This window comes from Bacillus cereus group sp. BfR-BA-01492, from assembly GCF_022662815.1.
Taxonomy (GTDB): domain Bacteria; phylum Bacillota; class Bacilli; order Bacillales; family Bacillaceae_G; genus Bacillus_A; species Bacillus_A cereus_BD.
Map to the genome: position 1 here is coordinate 215,994 of NZ_JAKUEH010000003.1, position 20,934 is coordinate 236,927.

Below are 20,934 nucleotides of genomic sequence, written 5' to 3' on the forward strand. Positions count from 1 at the left end.
GTATAAATTAGGGTGGTATCGCGGGTAATCTAACTCGTCCCTTTATGAAGGGGCGAGTTTTTTATGTTCTTACGAATGAACTTTTATAAAAGGAGGAAAAAACAATGAACACTGTATCAAAAAAGCATGTGTTTTTCACAGGACTTATGCTATTCTCTTTATTTTTTGGAGCAGGTAATTTAATTTTCCCTCCAATGCTTGGACAAAATGCAGGTGATCATTTCTGGCCAGCTATGGTTGGGTTCTTATTAACAGGTGTTGGCTTACCTTTATTAACCGTTATTGCAATCTCTCTTTCTGGAAGTGGAATGCAGCAACTTGCAAGTCACGTTCACCCAATATTCGGAATTTTCTTTGCAGTTATCGTTTATATTTCAATTGGTCCATCTATGGGAATTCCACGTGTTGCAAATGTTGCTTATGAAATGGGAATTAGTTCATTTTTACCCGAAGACGTCCGTACTAGTTCACTTACACTATTTGTGTACACAGTCGTTTTCTTTTCTCTTGTCTATTGGCTAAGCTTAAATCCTTCTAAGCTAGTAGATCGTATTGGAAATATATTAACACCTATTTTATTATTTTCTATTTTCTTATTATTTGTAAAAAGTGTGTTTACGCCACTTGGCCAATCAGGGCCAGCTATGCAAGACTATGTAACTTCCCCTATTTTTAAAGGATTTATGGAAGGATATTTAACAATGGATACGATTTCTGCACTTGCATTTGGAATTATTGTTGTAAACGCCATTCGCTCAAAAGGTGTAGAAGATCGAAAAACGGTTGCAATCGCAACAACAAAAGCAGGCCTTATTGCCGCTATCGGACTCATCCTTGTATACGTTGCACTCGGTTGGTTAGGTGTAACGAGCGTTTCACTTGGATATGCGAAAAATGGTGGTCAATTACTTACAGTGATTGTTCAACAACTATTCGGTCCATATGGTCTTTCTTTATTAGCTATCATTGTAACACTTGCTTGTTTGACAACATGCGTAGGACTCGTCTCAGCATGTAGCCAATATTTCTCAACATTATTGACAAAATTTTCATACACAAATTTCGCTAGAATCATTTGTGTAGTTGGACTTCTCGTAGCTAACTTAGGATTAACAAAAATTATCGCAATCTCTATACCAATTTTACTTGTTGTATATCCAATCGCAATTGTCCTTGTACTCCTTTCACTACTTCATAAATTTTTTGGCGGTTATCGCTCAGTTTATGTTGGCGCTTTAGTCGGCGCAGGAGTAATGAGTGTGTTTGATGGTTTAAAACAAGGAAATGTTTCTGTTTCATTTATTACTTCTTACTTTGAATGGATTCCATTATATACAGAAGGCATCGGTTGGCTGTTACCATCATGTTTAGGGGCAATGATTGGTCTTATTGTTGCAAAACAAAAAAACGAAAAACCAGTTCCATCGGTAGAAAATACTTCTGGATCGAAAGTATCCTAAACCATCAAGGTAAGGGGATATATCCTTTCAAACAAAAATAAATCCAATCATAATAATTTGGGTGGAATCAATCTATAATATAACTCATTGGTAAGGCTTCACTATTTCTATGACCATCGATTGGTAAGATAATGAGTTATGCCCCTTGGAAAAGGTACCTTGCAGCAGGGGTACCTTTTCTTTGTACATTTGTATTTTGAAAGTATAACTAAAATACTTTTCTATAGGGGATTTAAGAATTTGTTACTTTAGATGATCATGTTTAAAAAAGGAGCTTCAACAAAATACACACATACTTCGTTGAAGCTCCTTTCTATTTTATAAGTTGATGTCTAAATGCGTAAATAACTGCTTGTGTTCGATCGCTGACATTCAATTTATTTAAAATGTTACTTACATGTGTTTTCACAGTTTTCAGCGCTATAAACAGCTCATCTGCAATTTCTTGATTACTTTTCCCTTCTGCAATTAATAATAAAATTTCAAACTCTCTTTCTGTTAAATCGTCATGTAATGGTTGTTCCTTCTTTTGGCGCATCCGAGACATCATTTTACCGGTCACTTTTGGTTCCAACACCGTTTCCCCATCATAAGTTGCTCGCACCGCATCTGCGATATCACTTGCTCTTGACGTTTTTAATAAATAACTCGTTGCTCCCGCCTCGATAACAGGATATAACTTTTCATCATCTAAAAAGCTCGTTACGACCACAATTTTTGCTTCAGGCCATTCCTTAATAATCGCACGCGTTGCCTCCACTCCATCCATTTCATCCATAACAAGATCCATTAAGATGATATCTGGTTTTAATTGTAGTGCTAGCTCTGAACCTTTTCTGCCATTTTCCGCCTCTCCAACTACTTCAATATCTGGCTGTGTTGATAAGTAAGCAGATACCCCCATGCGAACCATTTCATGATCATCAACTAGTAACACTTTAATCATGATTCTCCCCCTCTCTCTATCATAATTGGCACTTTCACTTCAATTTGTGTTCCTTTATTTGGGAAACTAAGTACTTTTAACGTCCCTCCAATTTCATGAACGCGTTCCTGCATAGATTGTAATCCATATGATCCTGCTTTATTTACCCCCACTTCAAATCCAACACCATCATCAATTATTTTCAAAATGGCATATTGATCAATTTGACGAAGGCGTACTTCTATTTTCTTTGCCTTTGCATGTCGCAATGTATTAGATAATGCTTCTTGTAAAATACGAAATAGATGATCTTCGACACCTTTTTTTAATTGAATAGATTCAACGAACCATTCGATTTTCATATGTTGTTTTCTAGAAAGCTCTGTTAATAGTTCCTCTATACCTTCTGTTAGTTTTTTTCCTTCTAATTGTACAGGACGTAAATGAAGAAGCAACGCTCTCATTTCGGATTGCGCATTCACGACCATGTTCTCTACAAGCTTCAATTGTTTTTTTGTTGTTTCTGGAAATTGATCTACTTGCTCATTAATTGCTGACATCATCATAGACATCGCAAAAAGCTGCTGACTTACAGAATCATGCAGTTCCCTTGCCAAGCGATGTCTTTCTTGAGAAATAGCTTCTTGCTTCATTTCTTCATTCCAATGAGCTCGTTCATTTGTTACCTTTTGAAATAATCCAGCTTGTTCTTCTAATCTTCGAGTAAGCGTCATAACTTTTCGCTCTATTTCATGAAATTCGTCTTCTGCTGTAAACGAAACATCTTTTGGAAAGTTCCCGCGCTCTACTTCAAATAAGAAAGTATTCAAGCCTTGAATACGCTGCTTTACATAATAGCCAATCGCATATCCTACAATGCCTCCAATAAGAAGACTTGTACTCATTATTAACAAGCCAACAGGAACAGAAGCAATGGATTCTTTCCATAAGAAATCATATACATCTCGCTTACTTTTCCACAAATAGATAATTGTACAAATGAGTGCAATACTAATAGAAGATAGCATGGAATAACGAATGTACATCCATGAAATATTTCCTTGTTTTTTCATCATACTTTCCTCACTTCCGTATCTCCTACGACAAGCGAAGAAATAATTTTAATACGACGAGGAGCTTCTCTATACTGCTCTGTTTTAAATGTAACATTTCGGTTCAAACCTGTTTCTTCATGCCCTGGCAGTAATACTCTCCCAACAATAACAGAATGATTTAAAGATAATTCAATGTCATATGGAACGTACAATCTAATATTTCCGATTACCCCACGAATAACAATGACGGTTTCTCCTTCTGGAATCATCGCCGTTGTTAAGTCCATTTCAACATCACAGACTCCATATTGAACATTAATATCTTCCAGTTCATAAATATGATCCATCATTCGTACGTTTCCTACCATCATGTTTTTTAAATATGGTTCAGAACGATAGATTGGTTTATCCTCATCAATATATCCTTTCTCCTTAATCTGAACTTGAACTGCTTGCTGTTTCTGCTGCCCTTGAATCAGTCGATAACCGATAAATGCTAGACAAGCGAATACAACAAGTACGAAGGCCGCTGATGAAAATAGAAAGAATAAAAATACAAGTCCCCCAATAAACAAAAACACGTTGCCTCTCACATAACGATTCTTCTTTCGATAATGTCTTCCAAACATAATCATAATAAAGGCAAAAATAAGACCTCCTGGTTCAAAGCGTCCAGAAATCATATCGATAAAAAGACCAAATCCAAATATAATGAGGAGCATCCCCACAAATTGTGTTTTTGAAAATTGTTGCTTCATTTCAGCTCCCCCCTTCTCATTACATATAAAGTAAAATTTGAAACGTTGGGCGTTTTCTTCATCCCTCACTGATTAGAGCCCTCACCAATCAGGCTACCCGTTACTGCGAGATAAATAGAAGAAAAAGGTATTGCTTACCAACACCTTTTCCCTATCACTATATCATATGCTCGTTTTATAATATACTACAATTATTTTATTCCTTCTTTGTTTAAAGATACTTCATTTTTCTCTTTCATTTCGCGCTCTAGTTTAGCAATTTTCATATCAAAAGTATCACGTTCATACCCTTCATTTATGCGAAGTTCTAAATCACGAATATGATCTTCTATTTCTTCAAATCGTAAAAACGGATTGTTTTCATCCATTTTATGAAGCGCTGTATTCATGCGACGATTCGCATGCGCCATATTTTCACGCGCCATCAGTTGCATACGCTTTGCATTCATTTCTTTTAATTTATTTTTCATTTCAGAAAGGCGGCGTTCTAATTCATCAATCTGTTCGATCACACCTGCATACATTTCTTCTAAACGAGCCACTTGCCCTTCATAATATGCGACTTCTTCTAAAGCACGCTCATGTAGTTGCAGTTCTCCTGCTTCTTGTGCAACAATGGCTTGCTTTGATCTCTTATTTACGAAATAACGCGCCTCTTCAAGCTCACGAGCAAAGTTCGTTTTTAACGTTTTATGACGCTCAATTAACTTTTCAATTTTCGTTATTTCACGTTCACTATCACGTAAATATTGGTTTAACATAGCAATTGGGTTTTTTCTTTCTTTTTCATCTAATACATTATGAAGATCTGCTAAAATCGCATCGCGTACACGGCCAAATAAAGATTGTTTCATTCTAATCTTCCTCTCTTCTATTTTATCAATTAGATTCGTTTATACTAGTTTTTCATTAACTTATTCCACTCATCTTCAAAGTTGCTATATTTTGTAGAGCTTCCTGAAGTAGAATCCATTCCTACATCTTTTTCCTTTTTCCATTCATGGTATCCGTAATATAAAACGACCAAGGCTACGATACCAATCAATGCAGGAGAATGTGAAAGAGCGATTGATAGACCGATTAAACCAACAATCCCCCAAGCTAACTTTCCAAAAAATGATTGTGCTCGCACAAATGATTTATAGCTCCAGTACACAATTCCCGCTCCAATGGCAAATCCTATCATACCACCAAGGCTACCAAGAGCAATTAAAGCCAAAATACCGGCTGCGATAAACGCTAGAAATTGTTTCATCTTGTGCTCGCCTCCCTTCGATTTGATACTCTTATCTTAACTATTTTTTTGATTTTTCATAACGAGCTTAAGAACCGTTTTCATCTCAGACTTAAGACTGAGACACAATCGGTCTTTTGCCAACTTACCCTTCACGTATCGAGTTTTCATGAGCATATTTCCACCTAACTTCCTTGCTTTCACTAAGTTTTGAAACAGGAGCCTTACTGCCCGTTCATGCAGGATAAAAGAGGGAGAGGGAATAATAAAGGATGATTTTACAGATCATAAAAGAGAGAAATACAACCGATAAAAAGGATATAAACAATCAAATTATCAATACAATTTAAAACATTTTCCACCTGAACTTACATAGTACATACTCAGGAATTCAATAATTTCTTAAAGATGATACAGGTCGAATTCTCGGAGGATTGTTAGGTGAAATTTGCTGGAACTGGTTAGCGATTCATACTTTCAGATTCACAAACTAGAATAGGTCTCTAAGTTACTATTAGAAGCTTAAAAAAATGCAATTTCATAAAGGTTGATATATTCAGCTTCCAAGCATTAGATTTTTATCAAAAATACGGCTATCAAATACTCAGTACTCTCGATAACGTCAGAAAGCATGATTAGCACTACTACTAAAAAAAGACTTATAAACGATAAAAAGACGCTCAAAATAACTTTTATGAGCGTCTTTTTTGCCTTATTCTAATAAAAAATTAAGCTGTTTTATGGAATTGTCCTTTTTCTTCTACTTTTGAAAATCTCGGAAAACCAATTAAAATTGAAACTACACCACATATTCCAACTAAAATCGGATAAAATGCATACGGCAATAGTTCAACTGGTGATAAAGCTGCAAATCCTGCTGCTGTTAACATCTGCGCTCCGTATGGAACGAGCCCTTGAACACAACACGAGAACACATCTAGTACACTCGCCGATTTTCGTGGATCAATTTTATACTGATCTGCAATATTTTTTGCAAGAGGGCCAGTGAATATAATCGAAATTGTGTTATTCGCTGTGCATATATTCGTCATGCTTACTAATCCAGCAATTCCAAATTCCGCACCTTTTTTCGAACGGATATTACGTGTTAATGTATTCATTAAATATTGAATACCACCATTATATTGAATGATTTCAACCATTCCACCAATTAAAATTGCCAGTAGAACGAGTTCCATCATTCCACTTACCCCTGTTGCAACACTTTTAAAGAAGCTAGCTAACGTATAACTACCATCTAAAAAACCAATGATACCAGATAAAATGGTTCCACCTGTTAATACAACGAGTACATTCCATCCAAGTAGCGCTGTAATAAGCACCCCTGCATACGGCAATATTTTCACCCAATCAAATGCATGTGTCTTTATTTCTGTATGATTTCCTAAAGTAAGAACAACTAATAATACAATGGTAATCATAGCAGCGGGTAAAACAATTAAAAAGTTTGTTTTAAACTTATCTTTCATTTCTGTCCCTTGTGAACGAACAGCTGCGATTGTTGTATCAGAAATAAATGATAAATTGTCTCCAAACATGGCCCCACCTACAACTGTTGCCATCGCTAACGCAATTGAAATATCTGTTTGTTGACTGATTCCTACAGCAATCGGCGCTAATGCTGCAATTGTTCCCATTGAAGTCCCCATTGCTAATGAAATAAATGCACCAATCACAAAAATGCCAGCTATAATAAATCCTTGTGGCAAAACAGCTAAAGCTAAATTAACTGTAGAGTTCACTCCACCCATTCCCTTTGCTGTTTCTGAAAAAGCACCAGCAAGTACAAATATTAATACCATAATCATAATGTCTGGATTCCCAGCTCCTTTAGCGAAGCGTTCTACTTTCGTTGTAAAACTCTCTTTCCGATTCATCGCTAAAGCAACTCCTACCGCAATTAGTATCGCTACTAAGATCGGCAATTTATAAAAATCACCTGTAATGATTCCAGAACCAATAAATAGTACTAAAAATATTCCAAGTGGCAATAAAGCAAAAATATTTCCTCTCGTTTCCTTCACCATATCATCTCTCCCTAGTTTTAAACCTTTTCTACTGAATAACAAAAGACCTCTTCCGAGAAGAAGAGGTCTTATACATCTATAAGAAACACTCTTCTCATCTTTCAAGCACATGCTTGCTGGATTTGGCACAGCACTCCAAAATCGAGTCCGCTGCCGAGGCATCATAGGGCCAGTCCCTCCGCCTCTCTTTATAAGAAGGTTTCATATTTTTATTTGTAATAATATCTTTCCTAACTTTACTCGCTTATAAATCAAAAGTCAATTATTATTTTTATAGAAATAATCGGTATTTTCTTCCTATTAACACAATACGACGAATATACCAATCACTATATATAAAAAATAATCATTTCAATGTTTCCATTTCATATTTTAAAATAGCAAGCCACGGAAATTCTTCTTTTTCGATTCTTTCAATCACCCACCTTGCCATATCCCATGCTTCATTATATTCTTCTCTGGAAATATCTCCTTCCGCATAAGCCTCTTCCAACTCATCTTCATCTAATAAATATATTTTCCCATCAGGAAATAACACGACATCCAAATATAAATCATCAAAATATGGCAAGCCATTCTCATCTACTTCAAACTCTTTAGCAATATCAATATAATACTGCACTATATTTTTTTGTTCATCTAACATAGCTGTAATAACAAATTTTTTACCCTTTATAAAATACTGCACCCATGTATAGCCATCATTTACAATACAAACTTCACTATAATCATACTGCTTATAACTAGGTTCCTTTACTTTTATTACGCGCAAAATACCTAACATACCTTGCTCACATGCCCGCACTTCATACGTTTTCTCTAACAATCTTTTCCACGAGGCACCATTTCCATATTTTCGCTTCATTATACCTCTCTCCTTCCCAATGTAGAAAAGCTCCCACATATTTATGCGAGAGCTTTTTCAATCGTTATTACGCTACTTGTTTTCGAGATATCTCTTTCAAATAAGCTTGTCCTTTTATATCATCATATTGTCCTTCCCATTTAGACATAACAACAGCTGCTAAAGAGTTTCCAACAACGTTAACTGCTGTACGTGCCATATCTAAAATACGGTCAATACCTGCGATAAACGCTAAACCTTCTGCCGGAATTCCAACTGTACCTAACGTTGCTAATAATACAACGAATGATACTCCTGGTACCCCTGCAATCCCTTTTGATGTTAACATTAATACAAGTAACAATGTAATTTGCTGTGTAATCGATAAATCAATACCATACATTTGCGCTAAGAAAATTGCAGCAATCGCTTGGTATAACGTTGATCCATCTAGGTTAAATGAATAACCAGTTGGAATAACGAAAGATGAAATCGCCTTTGGACAACCAAATTTCTCCATCTTCTCCATAATTTTTGGTAAAACTGTTTCTGAGCTCGCTGTAGAGTACGCTAAAATAAGCTCATCTTTTAAAATTTTAAAGAACTGGAATATGTTAATTCCGAAGATTTTCGCTGTAAGTCCTAATACAACAACAACAAAGAAAATCATCGATCCATACACAACAATTACTAACTTCCCTAGCGGGATTAATGATGCTAGCCCAAATTTAGAAACGGTTACCCCAATTAAAGCAAATACCCCAAATGGCGCAAACTTCATCACTTGGTTTGTAACATAAAACATCGCATCTGCTACCCCTTGGAAAAATTGCAGAACCGGTTTTCCTCTTTCACCAATCGCTGCAACACCTAAACCAAATAATACAGAGAAGAAAATAATAGCAAGCATATCACCTTTTGCCAGTGATTCCATAATATTTGTCGGAACAATGTTTACAAATGTATCCGCAAATGAATGACTCTGTACTTGCTCAGTTGTAGCTGTATATTTTGAAATATCTGTTTTTGTTAATTCATTCATATTAATGCCTTTTCCTGGTTGGAAAATATTCGCTACCAATAAGCCGACAACAATCGCAATTGTTGTAATAATCTCAAAATAAATAATTGTTTTTCCGCCTAATCGACCTAGCTTTTTCACATCTCCAACACCTGCAACCCCAACAACGATGCTCGCTACAACGATTGGTACAACAATCATTTTAATTAATCGAATAAAAATATCACCAATTGGTTGTAAAAACTTTGCTACCTCTGGATTGCCATAAAAAATCGCTCCAACTGCAATACCAAGTGCAAGCCCTATTAATATTTGCCACGCAAGTCCAATTCTCTTCATACTTGCTGCTAACCCCCTTCTTAGATGCTATAACTCTATTTTTCTATGAAGTGAAGAAATTAAGAGTATTACATATAATTCGACAATTCACTACATTTGTCTCCCTTTAAAATGATAAATCATAAAATGAAATCTGACAACAAAATAAGTTTTTCTGAATACAAATATTTTTCTTGACAAAAACAAAACTCATGTAAGAAAACCTAACATGAGAATGATTCCTTCTTTGATTTATTAACGTTTTTCTGTTGTACCTTCTTTTTATGCATATAACATAAAAATGAATTTTCACCATTTTTTTCATCCTTATTGAAATAGGCAAGAAAGGGATTACAATACATACAAATAACCAAATTCGACAATATTCAGCAATTTTATAAAATTTTCTTTACATTATGATTACAACAATAGACAGCATTCTTCTTCTTATATACAATCATAGGTGGGAAAGGAGCTAGACAACTCATGAATAAGAAATTTGCAGCTTTTAGCGTTTTAGCAGCAGGGACTCTTTTTGTTTCTCCGTTACTTTCACCAGTACACGCAGAAACAAGTCAAGATAAATTGTCCAATATTCAATCAGAATTAGAAGGTAAACAACAAGAACTCCAAAATAAATCAGCTGAAAAAGAACAAATGGAGAAAGAAATACAAGAATTACAGAAGAAGATTGATGAATTAACAACTTCCATTAATAAAAATGAAGCTGATTTAAATGATACAAAAAAAGAAATTACTAAAACACAGCAACTTATTAATGAGAAAAAGAAACATATTGAGCAACTACAAAAAAATATTGATACACGTCAAGAAGTGATTAAACAACGTTTACAATCTATGCAAGAAAAACCGCGAACAAATATCATAACTGAAGTTTTAACAAGTTCAAATAACCTCGCAGATCTCGTTGATAATATGTATTCCGTTAGTTTAATTTTAAATAACGATACTGATATCGTAAAAAAACAAACGCAAGATCAGGAAACTGTAAAAACAGAAAAAGAAACTGTTGAAAAAAAAGAACAACAACTGAAAGAAGCTGAACAAAAATTACAGCAAAAACAACAAGAATTACAAGCAAACCAGCAACAACAACAAAATCTCATTAATGATTTACATATAAAAGTATCACAAGTAGATTCAGAGATTGAGAGTTTAGAAGAATCGAAAAATATTTTAGAAAATCAGCGTCAAGCTGTTCAAAAAGTAATGGAAGAAGAGAAACGTGCAGAAGAAGCGCGTAAGGCAGAAGAAGCAAAAAAACAAGCAGCAGCTTCAACTCAAGCTACTTCAGTACCACATGATACAAATGTAGGTGGATTTATTAAACCAGCTGCTGGCTCAAAAACTTCTGGATTTGGTTCTCGTTCTTTAGGGAATCACTTCGGTATCGACATTGCAGCCTCTGGTACAGTTCCGATTATTGCCGCTGCCGATGGTGTTGTGATTCGCTCTGAGATGTCTTCTAGTTACGGAAATGTTGTATACTTATCTCATCGACTAAATGGGAAAACATATACAACTGTATATGCGCATATGAGCAGCCGTTCTGTCTCAAACGGACAAACTGTTAAACAAGGGCAACAATTAGGATTTATGGGAAATACAGGACAATCTTTTGGACAACATTTGCATTTCGAACTTCATATCGGCGAATGGAATGTAGGAAAAACAAACGCAGTAGACCCTTCTCCTTATATCGGACTATGAAAAAACTCGGTACATACCGAGTTTTTTCATTTCTTTAACATTTTGTAGGCTTTTTACATAGACTAAAATAATAGTCCCATTCATCTGGGAGGATTTGATTATGAATAAAGAAAAATTACAAAACGAGCTACAAGAAGCACAAGAAACTTATATAGGACGTCTCTTCACTCTCGGAGGTTCGATACTTTTTTTAATCGGATCATTTATAGCCGCTGCCGTTGCTTACAAAGCCTATAACCGCTTATTAGATAAACAAGCAGCGAACTCATAAGAAGAAATTGATTCATAAAACGAAATCATCCATGAAGAAAACCTTCATGGATGATTTCGTTTATCCCGCTATTTTAGGACAGTAATAGCCCGCTTGGTGAGGGGGCATAAACAGTAGGGAATGAAGAAGCCCCTACTGTTTAAAGTTTTACTTTATTTTATAACATTTTAAATATACCAATTGCATTTAAAAATACAATGATAACTGTTACTGGGATCATATAACGAAGTAAGAAAAACCAAATGTGAAATAATGTTTTCCCTCTTGTTTCCGTAACTTCCAATTCCTTCATCAGTAAATCTTTACGCATTTTATTTGGCACAAATAGCGAAATAGCTAATACACCTAACGGAAGCAAAATATTGCTAACTACAAAGTCAACTAAATCAAAAAATGTCTTTCCAAATATCTTAACGTCACTCATAATCCCAAATGATAATGCAGATGGAATTCCAACAACAAAAATAAGTAAACCAATGATGAAAGATGCAGAAGGACGTTTTTTCACATTATCTTTCGCTGCAGAAGCAACAACGATCTCAAGCATTGAAATAGCTGAAGTTAATGTTGCAAAGAAAAATAAGATCAAAAACATAATAAAGAAAAATTGTCCGAATGGTATTTTGGCAAATACAGCTGGAAGGATAATAAATAATAATCCTGGTCCTTCTGTCGGTTTAACCCCTAATGCAAAGATAGCTGGAAAAATAGCTAAACCGGCAAGCACTGTAATAAATACCGTTAAACTTACAATCGATGTTGCTGATTTCGCCAAATGTTCTTCTTTCTTTAAATACGAACTATACGTAACCATGACAGATGCGCCCACTGTTAGCGAAAAGAAAGATTGTCCCATTGCATATAGAATCGTATCTGCCGTTAGCTTTGAAAAATCTGGTTTTAAGAAAAACTCGACCCCAGCAAAAGCACCATCCAGCGTAAGCGCACGAATAATAATCGTAATAAATAAAATAAATAAAAGCGGCATCATATATTTACTTGCCTTTTCGATCCCTTTCTCCACACCTTTACTCACAACGAAAATAGTGCAAAGCATAAAGAGAAGTTGCGCTCCAACTGCACTTATAGGATTCGAAATGGTTGCTCCAAACACTTCGCCATAGTTTACTCCTTCTCCCCAAAAAGCACCCGTCACACTAAAATATAAATATAGTAAAATCCAACCGCCTACAACACTATAAAAAGATAGAACACTAAAACAAGTGACAACTCCCATACGACCGATCCATGGATATAACTTACTATTTGGTACTAATACTTTATAAGCTGTAACAGCTTCTTTTTGTGTACTACGCCCAATGACAAATTCCGCTAATAAAAGAGGCATACCAATAAATACTGTTAAAAGCAAAAAGACTAAGAAAAACGCTCCGCCTCCTCCATTACCTGCCACATATGGAAACTTCCAGATTGCTCCAAGTCCTACTGCGGCCCCAGCAGCTGCGAGTACAAAACCAATTTTCGACGTCCATTGTTGTTTGTCTTTCATCATATATTCCCCTTTTCTGAATTTTCTTACTTCTGTAAATTATACCCTTTCATTTCATACTCGCGCACCTCCTTTTTAAAATAAAAAAGTCCCCTACACGCTGTTATGCATGTAGAGGACGATATATGTAATAGAATACCGTGGTACCACCTCAATTGGATTAAAAAAAACCCCACTTCTTTCAGGTACAGGAAATATCCGATACCCTATCCTTTTAACGGCGGAACCCGGGCTGCCTACTCAATTGTTCAGCATACCTCTCGCAAGCCCATTCTGTATATTTTATCGCACTGGGCTCACACCTTATCCCCAGCTCTCTGAACGCCTCAAATATACATACTCTTCTTGCTCATCGATTTCATATTTTAAAGATACTTGTGATTATAAATCATATGATCCTGTTTGTAAAGTACGATGCGTGTTCTATCCTACTTGACTCTTTTTCTCTAATGTTTGTAAAAATAATTCTCGTTCCACTTCTTTTTGAAGGTATATAGGCTTTAACACTTCTTGTAGCACTATATTTTGCTCCCGTTTTTCCAATTGTAATTCTTTCACTTTTCTTCTTACTTCATATAAAAAATCGAGATATGTTTCATATATCTCATCGTATTTATGTGCAATTTCATCGCGAATTTTCTTCGCAAGCTTCGGACTTGCTCCTCCTGTAGAAACAGCTATATTGAGCTTTCCCCGATGAATAGTAGCTGGAAAATGAACGTTTCCCTTTTCTGGATTTGTAATCACATTTACCAATTGATTTGTCCCAACATCCTTTTCAATTCTTTCATTTAAGGACGGATCGCTAGTGGCTGCCACCACTAAAAACGCCCCTTCTAAATCACTTTTTTCATACTCTTTTTGATACCAGCGGATTTTTTGAGATTCGACAAGTTTCACTAAGCTTGCATCTAATTTAGGACTTACAACAATAATATTTGCTCCTTGGTGTAATAGCGGTATAATTTTAAATCCAGCAACCTTCCCGCCCCCAATAACAACAACGCGCTTATTTTCAATTCGAACTGTAAGTGGATACATATTTATCGCTCCTTAATAGCTGTTCTGTCTTTTGAATTAACATATTTTGAACTGTAGGATTCTTTCCTAAATACGGACTTATATGTATATCCGCATTTTGATATTTACTTGCTTCTTTTTCAATATGCTTCATTAACAGTCCTGTAAATAATAAATAAGGTAAAACGATGATATGCTTTTCCTTTCTTTCTATTATTTCTTGTAATTTATCTTCAAATCTCGGCTCTGCCGCAGCTAAATAACACACTTCCACCGTTTTCACATTTTTCTGCTGCTGAAATAAAAACGCAATCTCTCTCATATTCTCTACTATTTCTGGATGACTACTTCCCCGTGCTACTAGTAAAAGTGTTGCTTCTTCCTTATTTTCTTCCAAACCACTTTCTTTATAAGCAGCTGTGATAAGCAAATCAGATACTCCAAATGCATCACCATATACAATTTCAAGGTTCTCATATTTATTTTTTATTTTTTGTAATTCATATGGAATATCTTTTTTTACATGTCCTGCTGCTAATAGAAAAACTGGTATGACAATAATTTTTGTGGCTCCTCTTTTTATACAAGCAGCAATTCCCTCTTCAATGGATGGACTCGCTAACTCTAAAAAACAAACTTCTTGAATAAACACATGAATGTGACTCATACAAGACGTAACGAACTGTATCGCCTCTTCTTTCGCAGCTTTTAATCTACTTCCATGACATACATACAGTACCGCTTTCATTTTACAACACTCCACTTACTGGATATGCTACTTCTGTTTGCTGTTCAAACCAGTGAATTTTCTCCCTAAAACGAACGACTTCTCCAATGACAATCATACTCGGATTTTGAATATTTTCACTTTCTGCAATAGAAACGATTGTCCCTAATGTTCCTACAACTGTACGCTGTGACGAAGTAGTCCCCCACTCAATAATAGCAGCTGGTGTCTCTTCTTCTTTCCCATATTTCAAAAGTTGCTCACATATATACGGAAGATTACTAACTCCCATATATACCGCTAGCGTATCGACACCTTCCGCTAAATTTTCCCACTTTATTTCTTCCGCTGCCCCTTCTTTTCGATGACCGGTTACAACTGCAAAACTAGCGCTTACTTCTCTATGTGTAACAGGAATCCCTGCATACGCAGAAGCTGCTATTCCTGCTGTAATGCCAGGAACAATTTCAAAAGGAATACTATGTTTTGCTAACGCTTCTGCTTCTTCACCCCCTCGCCCAAATACAAACGGATCCCCTCCTTTTAACCTTGTTACGACCTTTCCTTTTTTCGCATATTTCACTAAAAACGCATGGATTGTTTCTTGCTTCATCGTATGATAGTTTGGTAATTTCCCACAGTAAATTAGATCTGCATCTGGTTTTGCATAAGAAAGTAATTCTTTATTCACAAGCCGGTCATATAAAATGACATCCGCTTGTTCAATGCACTTTACTCCCTTAACTGAAATTAATTCTGGATCTCCTGGCCCCGCACCCACAATATATACTTTTCCCATCCTCTCTCCTCATTTCTCCTAGTTAAAGTGAAACTTCCATTCCTTTATGAACGGAAGTTTCCATTATTGTTTATTTCGCATTACAAAGTCTCTTGTTCATAAATCACAAACGCTGCACCTTTTCGAATCTTCTTTTTTTCATATAGAGAAATTTCTTTCACTTCTGGCAAAGGTAAGAAATATTTTTCTAATTCGACTTCAACAAGTTGAAATGCCTGTTCTTCACTTTGTGCAACGACAACTACAGGCACAACACCATTTGCTAAAACAGCTTCAAAACGATATAAATCCATACGTTAGCCCCCTATGATGCAATTCCTTCTTCTATAATGGTATTGAATGCCACTTGTAAATTTTCAATTCCTACACGACCTACAAACTCATAGAATGTTTCAGCCGGCAATTTATGCTCTTTAAAATAAGTTAAAAAGGACAGCAGTACATTTGAAAGATCTTCTCCATCAATTTTCCCTTTTAATTTTTGATTATAGGCACCGCCATCAAGCAACGTTCCACCTACATATATTTCAAAGGCTTCAACAATTCCTTTTTCTTTCGTTTTAAGCTTTACTCCTTGCAATCCAATATCTGCAATTTGCCGTTGCCCGCATGAATTTGGACAGCCTACCATATGAATTCGAACAGGGACATCTAATGCAAGTTGCGTATCTAAATAATCTGCAATTTGCCGTAATCTTTCTTTCGTTTCCACTAATGCTAAATTACAATATTCAATTCCCGTACATGATACAGCGTAACCGATGAAAGATTTTGGACTTGCTGATATGGATTCAAACAATGGTTCTTTTAATAGACTTTCTACATTTTCTTCTGGCACATTTGGAATAATGAAGTTTTGTGAATTACACGTGCGAATTTCTCCATTTCCATACTGCTTAGCAATTCTCGCAATTTCAAAGAACTCCTCCGAATGTAATCGCCCGACAGGTACATTAAAGCCTACATATGATAGATTTTCCTGCTTTTGTTTATGCACACCATAAAAATAACCAGCATTCCATCCTTTTAGAGCACTCTTTCCCTTTCCATGTAAAGGGCCTGTATATTCTAGTAATGTTTCTTTAAATTTTTCCGGTCCCCAATCTGCTACTAAAAATTTCAAACGAGCCAAATGTCGTTTTTCACGATATCCAAAATCCCGAAAGATGGTCGCAATAGCAATCGCTACGTCCTTCACTTGCTGCGGGCGGACAAAGAGATCAAGTTCTTGCGCTAAATAAGGACGCGCTGATAAACCACCGCCAACTCGCACATGAAACCCTTCTACTATATTTCCGTCTATTTCTTTCTTTGCTGGCACAAACGCTGCACAATTAATTTCAGCATTTGCTGCATTATATACATTAGCACTAATAGACATTTTAAATTTCCGTGGTAAATTCGAAAAATCCTCATTATGTTGAAAGAACTCGTATATGTCTTTTACAATTGGCGCCGTATCAAAGAGCTCATCACGATCAATACCAGCAAGCGGATTTCCGATAATATTTCTTGTAATATCTCCGCACGCTCCTGCTGTTGATAATTCTACGCTTTCTAAACGCTTGAAAATATCCGGTATTTGTTCAATTTGTAACCAATGAAATTGAATTGCCTGTCTTGTCGTAATATCGAGAACATTGCGGCCATAGTCTTCTGCAATAGAAGCCAATACTTCCACTTGTTCATTCGTTAAAATACCAGAGGGGATATTAACACGCATCATAAAGTACCCTGCCTCTTTTGGACGTTGCAAGTATAACCCCGCCCATTTAAAGGAATCCCATTCTTCTTTCGGAATGGATGCAAAGCCGTTTTCAGCATAATATGAAATGTCTTTAAAAATCTCCAAACCATCTTTCTTTAATTTCTTTTTCTCTGTCGCATTTAATTTCTCATTGCTTTCCCATACTTTTTCATAACTCATAATCTATCCCCCTATATGAAACTACGTTCTTGTAAATAACGAATGATTTGTTCCGCACACTCTTCAATAGAATAACGGTTTGTTTCCACAGTTAATTCCGCTTTTTCCGGTTCTTCGTATGGAGAATCAATACCTGTAAACTGCTTAATCTCCCCTTGTCTCGCTTTCTCATATAACCCTTTCGGATCTCGTTTCTCACACTCTTCGATTGGACATTTCACAAACACTTCGATAAATTCATCTTTCTCAAAAATATCTCGCACTTGCTGGCGATCTTCTCGAAAAGGTGAAATAAAAGCTGTAAGTACAATCGTTCCTTGATCAACAAATAATTTTGAAACCTCACCAATGCGACGAATATTTTCTGCACGATCCCTTTCGGAAAAACTTAAATCCTTATTCAAACCGTGCCGAATATTATCCCCATCCAATACATAATTCCCTATGTTTCTATCAAATAATTTTCTAGCAACTGCATTTGCTACTGTTGACTTTCCTGAAGCTGATAACCCCGTAAACCAAATGACAAAACTATGGTGCTCATTCTTCTTTCTTCTCTCCTCTTTCGAAACAGAAGCTGTATGCCACGTAATATTTATGTTCATGCTATTCTCTGCTACTGAAAATGTATACAAATGTACACATCCAGAGTGTTCCTGCTTCTTTGAACCCCATTTTGCCACTTTCTCGCTACTTTGGTTTGTGCAAGCTCTCCACAGGCGTAAATTCCGATGTAGCCCACCGTACATATATACAATCTATTTCAGTTAGTATTGTATATTCCTCTGCTCAGTAGACTCTCCTTTCTTTCGTTTTTTAGCTTTTGCTTGGTTATCGCATTTCAGACAGTGTAGACGACCCGCAAGGTTCTACCCTATGATGTGTCACTTTCGCAAGCACTGGGAACATTCACGCCCTACACCTTCCATACATTTGACTATTTTTTTCTATGGTAGTCTACATTCCTCCTTATTTTGTTACCGCGCTTTTTGTAAACCGCGAATTAATACTTCAATGACTTCCTTCCGGCTAAATGTACTCGGCGGAACGTCACCATCCCTTAGCATTTCTCTGACTTTCGTCCCTGATAAAACGACATGATCTTCTTTTCCATGCGGACATGTTTTTGTTGAAGCCATCGCCTCGCATTTCTTGCAGTAAAAGCTATGTTCAAAAAAGAGTGGTGTAATTCCTAGCTCTTCTACTTTGAAAAGTTTAAAAATCTCCTGCGCTTCGTACGTACCATAATAGTTTCCTACTCCAGCATGATCGCGTCCTACAATGAAATGCGTACAACCAAAATTTCTCCTAACTAATGCATGAAATATTGCCTCTCGCGGCCCTGCGTAACGCATTGCAGCAGGAAACACTCCTAAGAAAACACGATTGTTTGGGTAATAATGTTTCAAAAGTACTTCATAACTTTCCATTCTTACATCTGCTGGAATATCATCTGATTTTGTTTCTCCAACAAGCGGATTCAAAAACAAACCATCTACAATTTCAAGTGCTGATTTTTGAATATATTCATGCGCTCGGTGAACTGGATTTCTTGTTTGAAAACCGACGATTGTTTTCCAACCTCGCTTTTCAAAGATTTCACGCGTTTCACTTGGATCTAGATAATAAGAAGCAAACTTCTTATGCTCAATCCGCTTCACAAGTGTGATTGCGCCACCTACATACACATTTGCACGTTCATATAATTTTTTTACCCCTGGATGAGCATCCTCAGTCGTTTTATACACAAATAATGCCTCTTTTTCCTTATTTGGTGTAAAAATATCTTCTACTTGAATGACCCCATATGTGACGCCATCTTTTACGAGCAAAGCTTCTTCTCCTACCTGTAATTGTTTTGCTTCTTCTTCTGTTACTGGAAGTGTAATCGGAATACTCCATATACTTCCATCTGTTAATCGCATTGTTTCCACAACAGATTGATATTCTTCTTCTCCTAGAAAACCGATAAGCGGACTATACCCTCCTGTTGCAAGTAGTTCCAAGTCACTTAAAGCGATGCTATCTAGCTCAATTTCTTGTACAATATTTGCTGTATCATATGTTTCATCAATACGATTTACTAAAAAATTTGTTGCAATCATTTTTCTATACTCCTTCTTTTCTCTATTTCAGATCACTAAAAACTTCATTGGTCATGAAGTCCACATTCCGTTTTCACGGATCCAGCCCACCGGCCATCCCTTGAATCGCCATATTTCCCTACAGGTAATGTACATTTCTCACAACCTATACTTGGATAACCAACGTCATGTAATGAATTGTATGGCAAATTATGTTTATATACATAGCGCCATACTTCTTTCCATGTCCAATGAATAAGCGGACAAATTTTAATCGATTGAAAGCGATGATCTTGATTGATAAACTTTGTATGCTTCCTCGTTTCAGATTGTTCCCTTCTTAATCCTGAGATCCACGCTTTTTTATTTGTTAAAGATTCTTCAAGAGGTAAAATTTTTCGAAGCTTACAACAAAGATTAGGATTATGTTTCCATAAATCTTTCCCATATTTCTCCGCTTGTTCTTCGAGCGTCAGTCCAGGTTGTTTCTCAATCATATTTAACTTTGGAAATCGTTGACGCACTCGCTCAATTAACGCATACGTTTCGTGAAAATGAACATTGGTATCTAAAAAGACAACTTGAGCAAATGGATTTACTTCATTAATAAGATGTAAAAGAACCATCCCTTCTACCCCAAAACTGCACGCATATATAATTTCATCTTTATATTGTTTATACGCCCACTCTAATACAGCTAACGCCCCTTTCGTTTCATCTCTCTCAGAAAAAGACATACTGTCTTCTTCCCACGTTTCATATGTCAACATGTTTTTCCCCCTATAAAAAGCAAAAAGACGGTTTTAATCCAATAAAATAGATTAAAACCGCCTCTAGTTTTTCTAGTCAGCGCTTTTATTTCAAGCGTACCTTTTCACTTTTTTCTAATTGAATAACTTTCCCATCTTGCACAACAATTGTAATAGAACCATATTTCATATCAGCAAGCATCGTTTGAATCTTTTCAGCTACTTCATCAAAATGTCCACGCACTCCCACGAACAGCCCCCCTTTTTATTCATAAAAAAAATCTTTTCCATTTCGAAAAGACTGTTCGGTAATATATGTTACCTTATCTTTCAAAATGGATGCCATTTTGCTGGACTTAGCACCTTGCTACTGCTATGAGCAGGTTGCTGAGCTTCATAGGGCCAGTTCCCTCCGCTTCTCTTGATAAGCTTTGTAATTCGTATTGTATCATA

General features: G+C 36.1%; 21 protein-coding genes, 2 riboswitches and 2 other annotated features (1 of these 25 cut by a window edge). Of the genes, 3 read left to right on the forward strand and 18 right to left on the reverse strand.

The features are described 5' to 3' along the window. Nucleotides 1–45, forward strand: a binding site (T-box leader); it begins 213 nt to the left of the window's first position. A 59-nt stretch (nucleotides 46–104) separates the two neighbouring features. Next, a complete protein-coding gene (gene brnQ3 / locus MR063_RS06335; RefSeq protein ID WP_242195331.1) occupies nucleotides 105–1,460 on the forward strand; it encodes a branched-chain amino acid transport system II carrier protein BrnQ3 in 1,356 nt (451 codons plus the stop codon). 313 nt (nucleotides 1,461–1,773) lie between these two features. On the opposite strand, the gene MR063_RS06340 is transcribed toward brnQ3, so the two are convergent. The 8 genes from MR063_RS06340 to gltP form a co-directional block, all read right to left on the reverse strand. After that, nucleotides 1,774–2,406, reverse strand: coding sequence for a response regulator (locus tag MR063_RS06340; protein ID WP_011984238.1), 633 nt, complete (start codon nucleotides 2,404–2,406; stop codon nucleotides 1,774–1,776). Next, entirely contained in the window at nucleotides 2,403–3,458 is a 1,056-nt protein-coding gene (locus MR063_RS06345) for a sensor histidine kinase (RefSeq protein WP_242195334.1), read from the reverse strand. The genes MR063_RS06340 and MR063_RS06345 overlap by 4 nt, the downstream gene beginning before the upstream one ends. After that, nucleotides 3,458–4,198 carry a cell wall-active antibiotics response protein LiaF gene (gene liaF / locus MR063_RS06350; RefSeq protein WP_242142591.1) on the reverse strand — a complete coding sequence of 247 codons (741 nt, stop codon included), beginning with the start codon at nucleotides 4,196–4,198 and terminating at the stop codon, nucleotides 3,458–3,460. The genes MR063_RS06345 and liaF overlap by 1 nt, the downstream gene beginning before the upstream one ends. A gap of 191 nt (nucleotides 4,199–4,389) precedes the next feature. Further along, nucleotides 4,390–5,052, reverse strand: a complete 663-nt coding sequence (locus tag MR063_RS06355) for a PspA/IM30 family protein (RefSeq protein ID WP_242195336.1) — start codon at nucleotides 5,050–5,052, stop codon at nucleotides 4,390–4,392. Between the two features lie 44 nt (nucleotides 5,053–5,096). Further along, nucleotides 5,097–5,453, reverse strand: a complete 357-nt coding sequence (locus MR063_RS06360; protein WP_242195338.1) for a lmo0954 family membrane protein — start codon at nucleotides 5,451–5,453, stop codon at nucleotides 5,097–5,099. A gap of 707 nt (nucleotides 5,454–6,160) precedes the next feature. Next, a complete protein-coding gene (locus MR063_RS06365) occupies nucleotides 6,161–7,477 on the reverse strand; it encodes a Na+/H+ antiporter NhaC family protein (RefSeq protein ID WP_242142826.1) in 1,317 nt (438 codons plus the stop codon). A gap of 94 nt (nucleotides 7,478–7,571) precedes the next feature. Next, nucleotides 7,572–7,677: riboswitch (SAM riboswitch) on the reverse strand. A 149-nt stretch (nucleotides 7,678–7,826) separates the two neighbouring features. Further along, nucleotides 7,827–8,345 (reverse strand): ribonuclease FAU-1 family protein, encoded by a 519-nt coding sequence (locus MR063_RS06370; RefSeq protein ID WP_242195342.1) that lies wholly within the window; start codon nucleotides 8,343–8,345, stop codon nucleotides 7,827–7,829. 67 nt (nucleotides 8,346–8,412) lie between these two features. Beyond that, nucleotides 8,413–9,684, reverse strand: coding sequence for a glutamate/aspartate:proton symporter GltP (gene gltP / locus MR063_RS06375; protein WP_242195344.1), 1,272 nt, complete (start codon nucleotides 9,682–9,684; stop codon nucleotides 8,413–8,415). Nucleotides 9,685–10,149: 465 nt separating this feature from the next. Between gltP and MR063_RS06380 the strand changes: the two genes are divergently transcribed. Next, a complete protein-coding gene (locus tag MR063_RS06380; RefSeq protein WP_242195347.1) occupies nucleotides 10,150–11,394 on the forward strand; it encodes a murein hydrolase activator EnvC family protein in 1,245 nt (414 codons plus the stop codon). A 100-nt stretch (nucleotides 11,395–11,494) separates the two neighbouring features. Then, entirely contained in the window at nucleotides 11,495–11,665 is a 171-nt protein-coding gene (locus MR063_RS06385) for a hypothetical protein (RefSeq protein ID WP_242195349.1), read from the forward strand. A gap of 157 nt (nucleotides 11,666–11,822) precedes the next feature. Here MR063_RS06385 and MR063_RS06390 read toward each other — a convergent pair whose 3' ends face one another. The 10 genes from MR063_RS06390 to MR063_RS06435 form a co-directional block, all read right to left on the reverse strand. Then, on the reverse strand, nucleotides 11,823–13,175 hold the full coding sequence (locus MR063_RS06390; protein WP_242195352.1) for a sodium-dependent transporter: 1,353 nt from the start codon (nucleotides 13,173–13,175) through the stop codon (nucleotides 11,823–11,825). Between the two features lie 111 nt (nucleotides 13,176–13,286). Next, nucleotides 13,287–13,537: a binding site (T-box leader), on the reverse strand. 61 nt (nucleotides 13,538–13,598) lie between these two features. Then, nucleotides 13,599–14,216 carry an NAD(P)-binding protein gene (locus MR063_RS06395; RefSeq protein WP_242195355.1) on the reverse strand — a complete coding sequence of 206 codons (618 nt, stop codon included), beginning with the start codon at nucleotides 14,214–14,216 and terminating at the stop codon, nucleotides 13,599–13,601. Continuing rightward, nucleotides 14,191–14,943 (reverse strand): sirohydrochlorin chelatase, encoded by a 753-nt coding sequence (locus tag MR063_RS06400; RefSeq protein WP_242195358.1) that lies wholly within the window; start codon nucleotides 14,941–14,943, stop codon nucleotides 14,191–14,193. The genes MR063_RS06395 and MR063_RS06400 overlap by 26 nt, the downstream gene beginning before the upstream one ends. Nucleotide 14,944: 1 nt before the next feature. Continuing rightward, nucleotides 14,945–15,721: a uroporphyrinogen-III C-methyltransferase gene (gene cobA / locus MR063_RS06405; RefSeq protein ID WP_242195361.1), complete on the reverse strand. Its 777-nt coding sequence runs from the start codon at nucleotides 15,719–15,721 to the stop codon at nucleotides 14,945–14,947. Nucleotides 15,722–15,801: 80 nt separating this feature from the next. Continuing rightward, nucleotides 15,802–16,014: a DUF3906 family protein gene (locus MR063_RS06410; protein WP_242142581.1), complete on the reverse strand. Its 213-nt coding sequence runs from the start codon at nucleotides 16,012–16,014 to the stop codon at nucleotides 15,802–15,804. An 11-nt stretch (nucleotides 16,015–16,025) separates the two neighbouring features. Further along, nucleotides 16,026–17,648 (reverse strand): nitrite/sulfite reductase, encoded by a 1,623-nt coding sequence (locus tag MR063_RS06415; RefSeq protein WP_242195364.1) that lies wholly within the window; start codon nucleotides 17,646–17,648, stop codon nucleotides 16,026–16,028. A gap of 11 nt (nucleotides 17,649–17,659) precedes the next feature. Continuing rightward, nucleotides 17,660–18,253 (reverse strand): adenylyl-sulfate kinase, encoded by a 594-nt coding sequence (cysC, locus tag MR063_RS06420; RefSeq protein ID WP_242195631.1) that lies wholly within the window; start codon nucleotides 18,251–18,253, stop codon nucleotides 17,660–17,662. Nucleotides 18,254–18,625: 372 nt separating this feature from the next. After that, on the reverse strand, nucleotides 18,626–19,753 hold the full coding sequence (gene sat / locus MR063_RS06425; protein WP_242195365.1) for a sulfate adenylyltransferase: 1,128 nt from the start codon (nucleotides 19,751–19,753) through the stop codon (nucleotides 18,626–18,628). 44 nt (nucleotides 19,754–19,797) lie between these two features. After that, nucleotides 19,798–20,502: a phosphoadenylyl-sulfate reductase gene (locus MR063_RS06430; protein ID WP_242195368.1), complete on the reverse strand. Its 705-nt coding sequence runs from the start codon at nucleotides 20,500–20,502 to the stop codon at nucleotides 19,798–19,800. An 85-nt stretch (nucleotides 20,503–20,587) separates the two neighbouring features. Next, nucleotides 20,588–20,731, reverse strand: a complete 144-nt coding sequence (locus MR063_RS06435) for a YezD family protein (protein ID WP_003196202.1) — start codon at nucleotides 20,729–20,731, stop codon at nucleotides 20,588–20,590. Nucleotides 20,732–20,801: 70 nt separating this feature from the next. Further along, a riboswitch (SAM riboswitch) is annotated at nucleotides 20,802–20,912 on the reverse strand. Nucleotides 20,913–20,934 lie beyond the last annotated feature (22 nt).

Bases quoted from the DNA above. Each gene is read 5' to 3' on its own strand.
- liaF (WP_242142591.1), bottom strand. From the start codon at position 4,198: ATGAAGCAACAATTTTCAAAAACACAATTTGTGGGGATGCTCCTCATT.
- sat (WP_242195365.1), bottom strand. From the start codon at position 19,753: ATGATTGCAACAAATTTTTTAGTAAATCGTATTGATGAAACATATGAT.
- MR063_RS06340 (WP_011984238.1), bottom strand. From the start codon at position 2,406: ATGATTAAAGTGTTACTAGTTGATGATCATGAAATGGTTCGCATGGGG.
- MR063_RS06370 (WP_242195342.1), bottom strand. From the start codon at position 8,345: ATGAAGCGAAAATATGGAAATGGTGCCTCGTGGAAAAGATTGTTAGAG.
- MR063_RS06400 (WP_242195358.1), bottom strand. From the start codon at position 14,943: ATGAAAGCGGTACTGTATGTATGTCATGGAAGTAGATTAAAAGCTGCG.
- MR063_RS06390 (WP_242195352.1), bottom strand. From the start codon at position 13,175: ATGAAAGACAAACAACAATGGACGTCGAAAATTGGTTTTGTACTCGCA.
- MR063_RS06410 (WP_242142581.1), bottom strand. From the start codon at position 16,014: ATGGATTTATATCGTTTTGAAGCTGTTTTAGCAAATGGTGTTGTGCCT.
- MR063_RS06430 (WP_242195368.1), bottom strand. From the start codon at position 20,502: ATGTTGACATATGAAACGTGGGAAGAAGACAGTATGTCTTTTTCTGAG.
- MR063_RS06360 (WP_242195338.1), bottom strand. From the start codon at position 5,453: ATGAAACAATTTCTAGCGTTTATCGCAGCCGGTATTTTGGCTTTAATT.
- MR063_RS06415 (WP_242195364.1), bottom strand. From the start codon at position 17,648: ATGAGTTATGAAAAAGTATGGGAAAGCAATGAGAAATTAAATGCGACA.
- MR063_RS06385 (WP_242195349.1), top strand. From the start codon at position 11,495: ATGAATAAAGAAAAATTACAAAACGAGCTACAAGAAGCACAAGAAACT.
- MR063_RS06345 (WP_242195334.1), bottom strand. From the start codon at position 3,458: ATGAAAAAACAAGGAAATATTTCATGGATGTACATTCGTTATTCCATG.
- brnQ3 (WP_242195331.1), top strand. From the start codon at position 105: ATGAACACTGTATCAAAAAAGCATGTGTTTTTCACAGGACTTATGCTA.
- MR063_RS06380 (WP_242195347.1), top strand. From the start codon at position 10,150: ATGAATAAGAAATTTGCAGCTTTTAGCGTTTTAGCAGCAGGGACTCTT.
- MR063_RS06355 (WP_242195336.1), bottom strand. From the start codon at position 5,052: ATGAAACAATCTTTATTTGGCCGTGTACGCGATGCGATTTTAGCAGAT.
- MR063_RS06395 (WP_242195355.1), bottom strand. From the start codon at position 14,216: ATGTATCCACTTACAGTTCGAATTGAAAATAAGCGCGTTGTTGTTATT.
- gltP (WP_242195344.1), bottom strand. From the start codon at position 9,684: ATGAAGAGAATTGGACTTGCGTGGCAAATATTAATAGGGCTTGCACTT.
- cysC (WP_242195631.1), bottom strand. From the start codon at position 18,253: ATGAACATAAATATTACGTGGCATACAGCTTCTGTTTCGAAAGAGGAG.
- cobA (WP_242195361.1), bottom strand. From the start codon at position 15,721: ATGGGAAAAGTATATATTGTGGGTGCGGGGCCAGGAGATCCAGAATTA.